Annotated in this window: 12 protein-coding genes; 7 read left to right on the forward strand and 5 right to left on the reverse strand. The window is 54.0% G+C overall.

Translation table 11 applies throughout. The features are described 5' to 3' along the window. Positions 1-25 precede the first annotated feature (25 nt). Both D5085_13280 and D5085_13285 read left to right on the forward strand, forming a co-directional pair. Positions 26-1,963, forward strand: a complete 1,938-nt coding sequence (locus D5085_13280; protein QEP44003.1) for a DUF839 domain-containing protein — start codon at positions 26-28, stop codon at positions 1,961-1,963. Positions 1,964-2,028: 65 nt separating this feature from the next. Then, positions 2,029-4,029, forward strand: coding sequence for a hypothetical protein (locus D5085_13285; protein QEP44004.1), 2,001 nt, complete (start codon positions 2,029-2,031; stop codon positions 4,027-4,029). Between the two features lie 31 nt (positions 4,030-4,060). Here the strand turns inward: D5085_13285 and D5085_13290 are convergent, their stop codons facing one another. Next, positions 4,061-4,603 carry a hypothetical protein gene (locus D5085_13290; GenBank protein ID QEP44005.1) on the reverse strand — a complete coding sequence of 181 codons (543 nt, stop codon included), beginning with the start codon at positions 4,601-4,603 and terminating at the stop codon, positions 4,061-4,063. Positions 4,604-4,759: 156 nt separating this feature from the next. Between D5085_13290 and D5085_13295 the strand changes: the two genes are divergently transcribed. Together D5085_13295 and D5085_13300 are read left to right on the forward strand one after the other, a co-directional pair. Next, a complete protein-coding gene (locus D5085_13295) occupies positions 4,760-5,437 on the forward strand; it encodes a JAB domain-containing protein (GenBank protein QEP44006.1) in 678 nt (225 codons plus the stop codon). 42 nt (positions 5,438-5,479) lie between these two features. Next, the gene (locus D5085_13300; protein QEP45164.1) at positions 5,480-5,962 is read left to right on the forward strand and encodes a low molecular weight phosphotyrosine protein phosphatase; all 483 of its coding nucleotides are present in this window, start codon (positions 5,480-5,482) and stop codon (positions 5,960-5,962) included. Positions 5,963-5,965: 3 nt separating this feature from the next. Here the strand turns inward: D5085_13300 and D5085_13305 are convergent, their stop codons facing one another. Genes D5085_13305 through D5085_13320 form a run of 4 tightly spaced genes read right to left on the reverse strand, consistent with a single transcriptional unit; the run spans position 5,966 to position 9,856 of the window. Further along, complete coding sequence (locus D5085_13305; GenBank protein QEP44007.1) at positions 5,966-6,820, reverse strand: HDOD domain-containing protein; 855 nt, start codon at positions 6,818-6,820, stop codon at positions 5,966-5,968. Beyond that, complete coding sequence (locus D5085_13310; protein ID QEP44008.1) at positions 6,804-7,688, reverse strand: HDOD domain-containing protein; 885 nt, start codon at positions 7,686-7,688, stop codon at positions 6,804-6,806. The genes D5085_13305 and D5085_13310 overlap by 17 nt, the downstream gene beginning before the upstream one ends. A gap of 16 nt (positions 7,689-7,704) precedes the next feature. Next, positions 7,705-9,063 carry a signal recognition particle protein gene (locus D5085_13315; protein QEP44009.1) on the reverse strand — a complete coding sequence of 453 codons (1,359 nt, stop codon included), beginning with the start codon at positions 9,061-9,063 and terminating at the stop codon, positions 7,705-7,707. A gap of 22 nt (positions 9,064-9,085) precedes the next feature. Continuing rightward, complete coding sequence (locus D5085_13320; protein ID QEP44010.1) at positions 9,086-9,856, reverse strand: 3',5'-cyclic-nucleotide phosphodiesterase; 771 nt, start codon at positions 9,854-9,856, stop codon at positions 9,086-9,088. Positions 9,857-10,098: 242 nt separating this feature from the next. On the opposite strand from D5085_13320, the gene D5085_13325 reads away from it, so the two are divergent. The 3 genes from D5085_13325 to D5085_13335 all read left to right on the forward strand — a co-directional run bounded on the left by D5085_13325 (position 10,099) and on the right by D5085_13335 (position 12,528). After that, positions 10,099-10,905, forward strand: a complete 807-nt coding sequence (locus D5085_13325) for a hypothetical protein (protein ID QEP44011.1) — start codon at positions 10,099-10,101, stop codon at positions 10,903-10,905. 11 nt (positions 10,906-10,916) lie between these two features. Beyond that, positions 10,917-12,023, forward strand: coding sequence for a HupE/UreJ family protein (locus D5085_13330; GenBank protein ID QEP44012.1), 1,107 nt, complete (start codon positions 10,917-10,919; stop codon positions 12,021-12,023). Between the two features lie 109 nt (positions 12,024-12,132). Then, entirely contained in the window at positions 12,133-12,528 is a 396-nt protein-coding gene (locus D5085_13335) for an SCP-2 sterol transfer family protein (GenBank protein ID QEP44013.1), read from the forward strand. The last annotated feature ends 6 nt before the right edge of the window (positions 12,529-12,534 follow it).

Below are 12,534 nucleotides of genomic sequence, written 5' to 3' on the forward strand. Positions count from 1 at the left end.
TTAATTTAGCTAAAGGAAATGATTGATGTCTCAACTCCGTTCTAATCCCAACTCCCCCTTTAAACTACGGTCACTAAACCTTGCCATCATGGCCTCTCTATCTTTAGGTTTGATCGCCTGTAATAGTGACGATGATTCCCCAAAAACCGTCACTTCAGTCGCTTTCACCGAAACCTCCATTCCCACCGATAAAGCCGATTTGCTAAAGGGTGCGACTACCTCCAAAGCGGTTTATACCTATAGCGATGGTAGCACCGCTGAGTTTCCACTAAGCTACAACACCCTGTTCAAAAACACCGACAAGGTGGCCGGCAGCGCCAACGAAGCTGCGCGTCTGTATGATATGAACATGAAACCCTTGGTTGACTTACACGGCGATCCGGTGATCGCAGAGACCCCCGATGCCAATAGCCTACTCAATGTCGATGGTAAGCTATTTCTAGTCACCCACTACGAATATGACGGTATTCTTGCCGATGGCCAAAAGGCCTATAAAGTCGAAGATTGGTACTCGCGGATGCCGATGAGCATGACCTTAACCGATATCGCTCAAGGTAGCGACGGCAAACTCAGCCCAACTGCGCAAAAACCGATCGACTTCTCCGAAGTAAATGGTCTCTGGATTCCCTGTTTTGGCTCGCAGACACCGTGGAATACCCATTTTGGCTCAGAAGAGGACTACGATCTCTACTTCATCGATCCAACCGCCGGTGGCTATGGTGCCAGCACAGCTGCGGGTGTCAAAGCCATGAGTGAGATCTATTTCGGTAGCTCCAAACAGGCCAACCCCTACCACTACGGCTACATCACCGAAGTGGAGGTGAAGGGTGACAGCAGCTACGAAGTGAAAAAACACTACAACATCGGTCGCGGCACTTGGGAGATGGCGAAGGTCATGCCGGATCAGCGCACCATCTACTTTGGTGATGACGGTACCAATGTCTTAATGGCGATGTTTGTTGCGGATAAAGCAGCCGATCTATCCGCCGGTGCGATTTACGCGGCAAAATGGAATCAGACTAGCGATGCTAACGGCGGTGAGGCCGATTTGACATGGATTAAACTCGGTCACGGCACTTATGACGAAGCCAAAGCCCTTATCGACAGCGGCACTACCTTTTGGGATATCTTCGACATCACCACTCCAGAGGCCACACCTGATTGGGTAGCGCAAGGTTATAAAGAGATCCGCGCTGGACAGAGTAGTTCCGAATACATTCGCTTAAAAGCCGGTCAAGAGAAGGCTGCAATGTTCCTCGAAACCCGCCGTTACGCCGCCTATTTGGGTGCGACCACTGAGTTTAATAAAATGGAAGGTATCGCGCTTAACGAAAAAGACAAAAAGCTCTACATGGCAATGTCCTACATTGATAAAGGGATGAAAGCCGATGAGACCGCGCCAGCCGACCACATTCGAATCGCTAAAATCAACGCCGGCGGCACCTATGAAATCGGCATGGCGGCTGGTCAAAAAGATATCAGTGGCGCAGCGATTAACAGCGATTGGGTCGGTGTAACTATGTATGTACCTGAGGCCTTATTGGGTGAAGACATGGAGGCCGATGAATGGGGCAATGTCGCCGATCCTAACAAAGTGGCTAATCCTGATAATGTATTTTTCGCTGAAAAAATGCGTACTCTGTTCATCGGTGAAGACTCCGGTACCCACGCCAATAATATGGTATGGGCCTACAATGTCGATACCAAAAAGCTGACCCGTATCATGTATCTTGCCAGTGGAGCGGAATCGACCGGTCTGCAAGTGGTGGAGAATATGAATGGCCACGCCTATATCATGAGCAACAACCAGCATCAAGGCGATTGGGTGGGTGCCATGCCTGATGAGTTGAAAGCTGAGTTGGAAGCGGAAGCTAGAAAACAGTATGGCGTCAACCATCACGACACGCCTAACTACTATCTGGAAGCGCAAGTTGGCTATATCGGTGGTATGCCGGGGCTCTAACGCTGTCTAATAACCTAGCGAGTTGCTACAACTCGCTAGGTTTGCTATGTCTGTTAGGAGCTAAAATGCACGCGCTGCGCCCTTTTATCTACCCCATTTTAGGTATCGCCTTAGCGAGCTGCGGTGGCAGTGACGACGACGAAATCGCCCCCGTTACCCCCCCCTCCGCGTCCAAAAAAGCCCCCCTTATTGGCGAATATATCGATCGCATCACCTTTACCAATCCCTACGCCCACATTCCCGCCCAATGCTATATTGAGACCTCTGGCGGTACCCAAAACGCCTGCCTATTTTGTCACAGCAATGGTCTATTTAAACTCGGTTTGGGCAACAACAACCCGCAAGCCGGTTATGAACCGATTATCGGTAATCTGCAACTAGAATATGCCTTTGTCGCGCTGAACTATCCGCATCTGATTAACGGTAGCGTGATGCCGTGGCAGAACACCTTGCAGCCGGACAAGCTTCGCGCTGTGTTGACTGCGCAGGGCATCGATCCGACAAGCTGGCAGATGCAGGCCTATATTCGCGAAGATAACTGGACGGCGGCCTATCAGCAGCGCCCCGGCACTCCACTCGATTGGGAGAGTGGCGTAGAGAGCGACTGGCGCCTCTTTCCAGGCCTAGATCCCGCCGATCTACCCGCCGATAGCGATGGCTTTGTGCGCAGCAGTAAAGCGCAAAACGGCCATTTTCACGATGGGCAAGGCTATCAAACGGGTTGGCGGGCGGTTAATTTTATGCCTTATGGCATTTTCATCCCGCATAGCGGTAGCGTCTCTGGCATCTACCTGCGCTTGCCAACAATCTTTATGCAAAATGGGCAAGGGGAGTTTGACTTGGCTACTTATCAGGCCAATCTCGATTTAGTCGCCCGCGCTATTCAGGATCGTCTGCGCGATGAGGATAAAACCTATCAAGGCGCAGCGGCCAACATAGCACTACGGCGAGGCCTCTATCCGCTCGGTACCGAGATTGCCCACCCGTTGCACTATGTCGATGTTGCCGCTGATGGTACCCATCACGCCATCAGCCCCTTTCCTGGCACCCGCTCACGGCGAGTTAAGGAGATTCGCTATATGTATAAATACCAAAGTTTTGAGCCAGACAGCGTCACCCCTGGTAACAAAAACGAGGATGCTGCGGTGTATGCTCATCGTCAACAGGGTTGGATCGATAACGGTGCGGGTTGGTATCTGTCGGGCTTCATCGAAGCGGCCGACGGTGCGCTGCGCCCGCAAACCCCCAGCGAGCTGACCCAGTGTGTCGGTTGCCACAGCGGCAATGTCTATCAAGCGGGTGCGATCCATCCGCCGTTTAACTCCGGCACCGGTAATACCGTTGACAGCACTTGGAGCTTGCCGCGTCAGTGGCGCGATGGTGGCTGGGCGGAGATGGACTACTTCGGTTATCGCGCTAAGTCGCAAGTCGCTGCAGACGAGACGCCCGGCAACGCCACTCGAAGCGGCGATCCGCTCAATCGTGGCCACGGTCGCGGTGAATTTGCCTTTTTCCTAGATCATGTGGTGGGCGCGAGCCTGTACGGTGATATGCCAGCGGCAATGGAGAGCTTTTTTGCCACCAATATCCAGACCGGCAACGGCTATAGCGCAAATTGGCCGGCACTGGAGAGTGATAGCGCGGAGGGGCTGCTCGCCAGTCAACAGCTACGCCAAAGTTTGCTACGCGAAATGACCGCTCGCGGTGGCTATCTCGACGCCCAAGGGCGGATTCATGCTGAACTGCTCTATCCGCCGCCGGCAGCTAGCCTCGCTAGTGCGATGGGGTATCGTCAAGTGGTGGTAACGCAACGCTACGATTTTGGGAAAGATATGTTCCCAGATACCCCCTTCACCTTACGCTACTATCGCCGTGAGCAAGAGGCCTTTGCCCATCAGGATGGCCGTCCCTACCAGCTAGGTGAAGTGATCACCGATCGCCCGATCGATACCACCCCTGCTAGCTTTACCTATGGTTTTGGTATCGGCGAGACGCTGATTGATGAAGCGCTACCGTTTGAGCAGGGCGGAACCTACTACGACAACTATGTGCCGTTGTTAGAGTGAGATGGGGAGCCATTCACAGGCTCTGTGAACGCTAATGGCTCTTGCCGTAGCCACTTTTGAGTTGTAAAAAACGCTGCTTTTCCGCGTTAAACTTTTTAACAATCGCCTCGTGCTCTGCCTCCTTGTCGGCAATATAGCTGCGACGATTACTGATATCACCGCGCAAATTATCGATCTTCTTTTGCAGATTATCGTTCACCGGCTTGCCTTGGCGCTCTAAATTGGCGGCATCGCGGCGAGCCTCCTCTAGGCTCAGTTGCAGCTTATCGATAGTGTATTGGGCGCTGTCGATGTAGCCGCTAATCACGCTAATGTTGCGAGCCATCGCCTTATCGATGTCGTCTGCGGTTAGGTAGGTTGAGAGCAACATGTGATCAAAAGCGGCCTGCTCCCGCTGCAGACGCTCCTGCTCTGCCTGCCGCTGTGCCGCCTCCTGCTCTTGGCGCTGCTTTTCGGCGAGCTCTTCAGCGGTTAGCGCTCGGCTCTGCACCTCGGTGGTGATACCGCGCTCGTTCAGGGTACGGCTGCCGCTTTGACTATACTCTGGCGGTACATAATTACCGCACTCTCGCACGCCATCGTTGTTTGTCCAGCACTTAATAGCGGCGTTGGTATCGGCGAGGGGGAGAGTGAGTGATAACAGGAGAAGAAGAGGAGGGTATCTGTTCATAGTGGGGACTCACGGTTACAATAGGTTTAACGGATTTAAGCATAACGGGGGGGGATTTCGATGTCAATTCGACAGTGGCCCGCATCGGAGAGACCACGCGAGAAGTTGTTACAACGGGGGGCAGAGGCGCTGTCTGACGCCGAGCTGCTAGCGATCTTTCTGCGCACGGGGGTACGGGGTAAGAGTGCGGTCGAGCTAGCACGCGATATGTTAACCCACTTTGGCTCTCTGCGAGCGCTGTTGCAGGCCTCGTTGGAGCAGTTTTGTGAAGTGTATGGTCTGGGGGCGGCAAAATATTGTCAGCTACAGGCCTCTTTAGAGATGGCGCAGCGCCATCTGCAAGAGAGTATTCAACTCGGGGAGGGGTTTACTAGTCCGGCGATGGTGCGCCAATATTTAACGCATCGACTGCGCAGTAGCCAGCAGGAGCAGTTTTTGGTGCTCTTTCTTGATAACCACCATCGCCTACTAGCCGATGAGGTGATGTTTAAGGGGACGATTAATCAGGCGGCAGTCTATCCGCGAGAGGTGGTTAAGCGGGCGCTCGAACGCAATGCAGCGGCGCTCATTTTAGCCCATAACCACCCCTCGGGGATCGCCGATCCGAGTCAGGCCGATATCGATTTAACCCATCGGCTCAATTCGGTCTTAAGCGTGGTTGAAGTTCGAGTGTTAGATCACTTTATTGTCGGTGATGGCGAGGTGGTGTCGATGGCGGAGCGGGGGTTGATCGGGTAGGATGGGTATCACTATCACTAACACACAATGGGAGAGGATCTAGTGCAAAAAATCGACATTCTATTTGTCTGCATGGGGAATATCTGCCGCTCACCGCTAGCGCACGCTATTTTTGAAGAGGAGGTGCGGCAGCGAGGCTGGCAAGAACGGGTAGCGGTTGACTCTTGTGGTACCCACGCTTACCACATCGGCAACCGACCCGATCCCCGCTCGTGTGAGATTGCCGCCCGTCATGGTCTCACGCTCGATAACCAGCGAGCCCGCCAGGTGATGTTGGGGGATTTTGAGCGTTTTGATTACATCGTTGCGATGGATAACGATAACTATCACCACCTGCTGCAGCTAGCGCCGGAGTCGATGCGGCAACGGGTACATCGCCTGCTCGATTTTGTCACCGACAGCCCGATCCGAGAGGTGCCCGATCCCTACTATGGGGGGGCAGATGGGTTTAATAATGTCTATCAGCTAGTGACGGCGGGGGCGACAGCATTAGCCGATCATCTAGCTGAGCGGTTTAAACTTTAGTGGCTACTGTAAATTTTTAATTAGCTGGTCGATCTCTAGCTGCGCCTCTTCTAGTAGCTCTAGGGTAGCCCCACTACCGAGCCTGCTTAGACTGATTTTTTGATAGGCGGGGATCTGTTCTAACTGGCGCAAACTCTGCTCCCGATTAGCGTCGTTGATGCGACTATGGAGCCTAGCAATTAGAATCAGCTCAGATAGATCGACCCCCTCCTGAGGGTTGGTATAGTCGAGGTGGCTGCTCTTAGAGGGGATGTCGATATAGGCGCTATCGAAGCTCCAGAACTTGAGCAGCAGCGTCCCTAATGCCCCTTGATAGTGCTGCGCTAGATGGTGTAGCTCTTCGGCGCTCAGCGCGTGGGGGTGGCGCTCCAGATAGCCGACCAGTGGCAGCGTGCCGATGTTGTGTAGCATGCCGCCGAGCATCGCCTGATCGGGGCGAATGCCGATATTGAGTGAGGCGAGGACATGAGCAATCGCCCCGACCCGACAGCTACGCTGCCACGCCGACTTGACCAGTTGATTAATTTCAGCAGAGCGCTGGCGTTGCCAGGCATTTTTTAGCGTTAGGCTGGTGACCACATTGCGCGTCACCCCTAACCCTAGTTTGGTGATGGCCCCGCGACAGTCGGAGATGGTCTCGGCACCGCGATAGCTAGCGCTGTTGGCCATTTGGATGAGTCGAGTGGAGAGGGAGGGATCTAGCTGAATTAGCCGCGAGATAGTATCTAGATTACTCTTATCGTCATAGAGGCTTTTACGAATTCGAAAAGTGAGCTCTGGCAGAGTCGGCAGCTCGACTTCACCATGACGGAAGTCGCGCTGTAGCTGCTCTAAGAGCGCTTTAAGTGGCGATGTCATGGTTCAGTATCTGCATCAGCGAGCGAATTTCGTCATCGGCCTCCTCTAGGAGTTGAATCGTAGCATCGGCACCGAGTTTGCTGATACTGAGCTTATGGTAGGCTGGCATCCGTTGCAGCTTCTCTATGCTCGCCTCGCGCTCCTGTGGCTGTTTAATGCGCAGGTGGACGCGGGCGACAACGACAATATCGACTACCGAGATACGGCTCGAACCGGAGTCGTAGTAGGGGTTACGGCTTAGCTCAGGCACGGAGGTTAAGTCGGTATCAAACTGCCAGTGGGCGAGCATCTTCTGCCCTAACCGCCCCTGAAACTGGCGAATGAGCTGGTTCATGGCGAGGGTGTGCTCTAACAGCTCATCGGCATGGTGCTCAAAGTAGCCTAACAGCGGTAACATGCCGATATTGTGAATAATTCCGCCGAGCATCGCCCGATCAGCCCGCATACCGGGGGTAAATGAGCCGATAATTTGGCAGAGGGCACCGATATGGCAGCTTCGTTGCCACGACTGCGCGACCATCTGGGTTAGGCGCGGATCGCGCACGCTCTGATACGCCTTTTGCATCATTAAAGCGGTCACGATGTTGCGCGTCGCCTCTAGCCCGAGCAGGGTGAGCGCCCCTTTGCAGTCGGCTACTTTAGCGGTGCCCATAAAGCTGGCGCTATTGGCTAGTTTAATGAGCTGCGAGGCGACACTGCCATCGAGCTGCACGGTTCGGCCTAACTCCTCAATGGTTTTACCCTCATCGTAGAGCGCCTGACGGATATGGAACAGCACATCGGGCATGGAGGGGAGCTCAATTCGCCCCTGACAGAGCTCCTCCTGTAGCCGTGCGGTGTGGTAGTGGATTAGCTCTCTGCTTAACATAGCCGCTGGGTGTCGCTTAGAAGGGGAGCCCTGGCATCTTACCCTGTAGCTGGCGCATCATCTTCTGCATATTGCCCCCTTTGCGCATTTTGCGCATCGTCTTTTGCATCTGGGTGAACTGCTTTAACATCTGGTTAACATCCTGCACCTGGGTACCTGAGCCGGCGGCGATGCGTTTTTTGCGCGAGCCTTTGATAATGGCCGGAAAGCGGCGCTCCTGCGGGGTCATGGAGTTAATGATCGCCTCCATGCGGCGAAACTGCTGGTCGTTAACCATCCCTTTAGCCGCTGCGGGCATCTGGTTCATGCCCGGCAGCTTATCCATTAGCGCCCCGATACCGCCGAGGTTTTTTAGCTGCTGTAGCTGTTCGAGAAAATCTTCTAGGTCAAAATCTCTGCCTTTACGAAACTTCTCCTCCATCGCCTGAGCTTTTTGGCGATCAACCTTGCGCTCAACCTCTTCGACTAGCGAGAGGACATCCCCCATATCGAGCAGTCGCGAGGCGATACGATCAGGGTAGAAGGGCTCTAGCGCTACTACCTTTTCACCAACCCCCATAAACTTAATCGGTTTGCCGGTGATATGGCGTACCGATAGCGCCGCACCGCCGCGAGCATCGCCATCGGTTTTGGTCAGAACCACGCCGGTCAGTGGCAGGGCGTCACCGAAGGCGCGGGCGGTGTTGGCCGCATCTTGGCCGGTCATACTATCCACAACAAATAGCGTCTCGGTCGGGGCTGTCGCTTGATGGAGCTGTTGAATCTCCGCCATCATCGCCTCATCGATATGGAGGCGACCGGCGGTATCGATAATCACCACATCGAGGAGCTGCTTGCGGGCGCTCTTTAGTGCCGCCTTGGCGATATCGACCGGCTTTTGGTGGCTCTCGCTAGGAAAAAAGTTGAGCTCGGTCTCATTTGCCAGTCGCTTTAACTGCTCAATTGCCGCCGGACGATAGACATCGGTACTGACCACCATGACCGACTTTTTTTGCCGCTCTTTAAGCCAGAGACCGAGTTTGGCGACTGAGGTGGTTTTACCTGCCCCCTGTAGCCCCGCCATCAGTACCACGACGGGCGGTTGAGCGTTTAGATTAAGCTCGCTATTTTCAGAGCCCATAATCGTCACTAGCTCATCGTGGACTACCTTAATTAGCGCCTGACCTGGGGTGAGGCTCTGTAGCACATCTTTACCCACGGCTCGTTCACGCACCTGTTCAATAAAGACTTTGACCACCGGCAGGGCAACATCGGCCTCTAGCAGCGCTTTGCGCACTTCACGCAGCGTCTCTTTAATATTATCTTCAGTCAGACGACCGCTACCACGGAGTTTGCGTAGCGTCTCGTTAAGGCGCTCGGTTAACGAATCAAACATAACAGTAATCCTTGGGTTCGGGTTAGAGGGAGAAGGTATCTCCTCGCTGTAGATGGTGCAGCTCGCGCCCCTTAATCAACTGTCGGCACTCTTGCAGAATTTGTCGAGTTGAGCCGGGCTTGGTGTGGCTGAGGCAGATTGTAGTCGGTAAACGCAGTTTTTCCAAATCGAGCGCGAGTGTTTCGGGGCAGTAGTGCCTGGCCGAGTGGCACAATTGGCGATCTTTATTGGGGAAAGCGGTCTCAATAAAGAGTAGATCGAGCTTTTTGAGCCGGTTTAGCCGCTTCCAGAGGGTCTCATTGGTCGTGGTATCACCGCTAAAGGCGAAGTTGCCGCCGCTGCGCCTATCGTGCAGCAGGTAACCGACAGTCGGGACGACATGGTTGACCGGTATCGCCTCAATGGTAATATCCTCTAAGGTCGTGAGCTGGTTATCGGCAAGGGTATTAAAGGCGAGTACCGGTGCCTCTGGGGTCGGTAGCTTAGAGAAGTCGGGCCAGATAACCCAGTTAAATAGGTGCTGTTTGAGCGCCTGAATAGTTCGCTCAATTGCATAGACCTGTACTGGGGAGCAGACGCTGTCAAAAATAGTATCGATGAGCAGTGGGATAGAGAGGATATGATCTAAGTGAGAGTGGGTAATGAAGATATGCTCAATCGCCTGCATCTCAGCTACCGAGAGATCGCTCACTCCTGTGCCGGCATCAATTAAGATAGTTCGATTAATCAGGAAGGAGGTAGTGCGCTCATCATCGCCAATGCCACCACTGCAACCTAGAACACGAATCTCCATCTCGCTGCCTGTCTCTGCCTCTTGCTGTTTTTGATTATCGACCGAAATATGTTACTTGAACCAAGGGAGGCGACAATACCCGCGGTTGGGGTAAACATCAAGCAAAAAGCGTTATCTACGAGGTAACAGTGAACTAGGTCACACTTTCTGCCCCCTTTTGAGAAGGGGAGGGGGCTAAATTTGATCGGGGTCAAATCTAATGCTAGGCTTGATACAGTCAATACTAATATAGTAGCGAAGAGATGGGCGAGGCAGGAGTGAGTGAGTTGGATGGCGGGGGAGCGGAAAGCACCGTGTGGCATAACTTAAGCGCCCCGCGTGAGAGTTGGCCGCTACTACAGCCACTGGCAGAGCGGTTTGAGCTAACATTGACCGAAGCTGGCGCAGAGTGTGGCTTGGTGTGGCGTGATGGGGCGGTCGAATTGGCCTATCGAGAGCCGCAAGGGGAGCCTAACCGGCTAGGCATCGACTGGCAGCAGGGGCGACTGCGTTACCGTCTGCAGCAGCTAGGCCAGCGGCGGGAGCTGCTGTTACGGGCGGTGCAGGGGCGACGGTGTCAGCAACCGTTGCAGATTGTCGATATGACCGCCGGTCTCGGTAGCGATGCGCTGCTATTAGCGGTGGCCGGCCACCACTTAACGCTATTTGAGCGCTTTCTGCCGCTAGCGGTGCTGTTGGCCGATGCGATGCACCGCAGTCGTGCCGATACTCTGCTAGCCGAGGCGCTATCGCGAATGTCGCTCTACTATGGTGATAGCAGCCAGTTTGCCCCTCGGTTGATGAGGACGCAGATCGATGTGGTCTGTCTCGATCCGATGTTTCCGGCGCGACAAAAGAGCGCCAAAACCCGTAAGGAGCTCTCTTTGCTACAGCAGCTCTTAGGGCACGCTACTGAGGCAGATCAGGCGCAGCTACTCACACTGGCAAAAGAGGTGGCAGAGCGGCGAGTCGTGGTCAAACGGCCATTAAAGGCCGCTCCACTAGCGCAGAGCAAGCCCGATACCGCCCTGTGCGGTAGCCACTATCGTTACGACATCTATCTAAACTGAGGAGAATCCGCATGATTAAATGGTTACTACTACTCACGCTACTCTTAAACGCTGCGAATACGATGGCGCACCGTATCGCCCCGGCAGTCGCCGAGTTAGTGTGGTTAGAGGGTGAGCGAGTTGAGTTGTCACTCAGAGGCAACCTAGAGTCGATGGTGGCCGGTATCGCCCCTGAGCATAGCGACGACACGAATAGCTCTCCCCAAGCGGCTGACTATAACCGACTACGGACGCTCTCAACGGCGTTACTCGCTGAAGAGGCGTGGGATTGGCAGGGGTGGGATAGCTATTTAGGGATGAGCTGCGATGGTGCGCCGCTACAGTGGCAGCTACAGCAGGTGACGACCGAGGAGCAGTCCGATCTCGCTCTAGCCCGTCAAAGTCAGCTCCGTTTTGAGGGGCAGTGTCACGATAGGGCAACGGTTGAAGTTAACTGGCAGGGGGGCGATATCGCCTTTAAGTTGCATCGTCCACAGGGGGAGCTTGAAAGCGCTTGGTTAGTGGCCGGTAGCGAACCATACCAATTCACCGTACAAGGTGGCGAGGCTAGCGAGACTCAGAACACGGCGCTGACCTATACCGTGCTCGGCTTTACCCATATTTTACCGCTAGGGCTAGATCACATTCTGTTTGTGTTAGGGATCTTTTTACTGACCCTACGGTTAAGTTCGCTGCTGTGGCAGGTGACCGCCTTTACCCTCGCCCACTCGATTACTTTAGGGTTGACCATCTATGGCGTGATTGAGGTAAGTGCCGCCATTGTCGAGCCGCTAATTGCCGCCTCAATTATCTATATTGGCATTGAGAATACGCTCCATCGAGAGCTGCACCGAGCACGAATTGCCGTCATCTTTCTGTTTGGCCTACTGCACGGCATGGGCTTTGCTGGCGTGCTGCACGAGATTGGGCTGCCCGAATCGCAGTTTCTGCTAGCGTTGCTGACCTTTAATATCGGGGTGGAGCTGGGGCAGTTGGCGGTCATTGGGTTGGGGTTTATCACCGTGGGCTACTGGTTTGGACAGAGGGCGTGGTATCGTCAGCGGGTGGTGATTCCCGCCTCACTACTGATTGCCATGGTTGGGGGGTGGTGGCTGCTGGAGCGCACCGTATTGGCTTAATTGGGGGGGGAGGCCTAATTCACCTTTTATCGTGTTGTCACTATCGCTATAATCGTGGCTCATTTTTGCTTTCGGGAACCTAAATCAACATAAAACGAGGTAAATGAGAATGGCGGAGCTTTTTTCTGACGAGTGGATGAGACGATATGCAGAGGAGTGGAACAACGAGCCGGAGTTAGCGGGTAAACTGGCCGACATCGGCTTCTCCTCTAACATCGGCTACGGTTTTGATGGTGCCGATAAGCCAGCTGGCATCATTATGATTGAGAACGGCCAAGCCGTCGCTGCCGGTGCGTATCAGGGCGAGACCCTGAACTGGGATCTCCGCGCAAAAGAGGAGAACTGGGATAAGTGGATTAAAAAGGGGCTCGGCATGGCCGGTTTGGGAATGGCCTACGCCTCGCGCAAGCTCAAATTTGAGGTGGGTGACTATGCGGCGATGGTAAAAGATCCCCGCATGGCAGCGCCATTTATCAAAAGCTTCTCTGTGATGTCGAAAATTTAGTCGCGA

Source organism: Ectothiorhodospiraceae bacterium BW-2, assembly GCA_008375315.1.
Classification (GTDB): Bacteria; Pseudomonadota; Gammaproteobacteria; order Thiohalomonadales; family Thiohalomonadaceae; genus BW-2.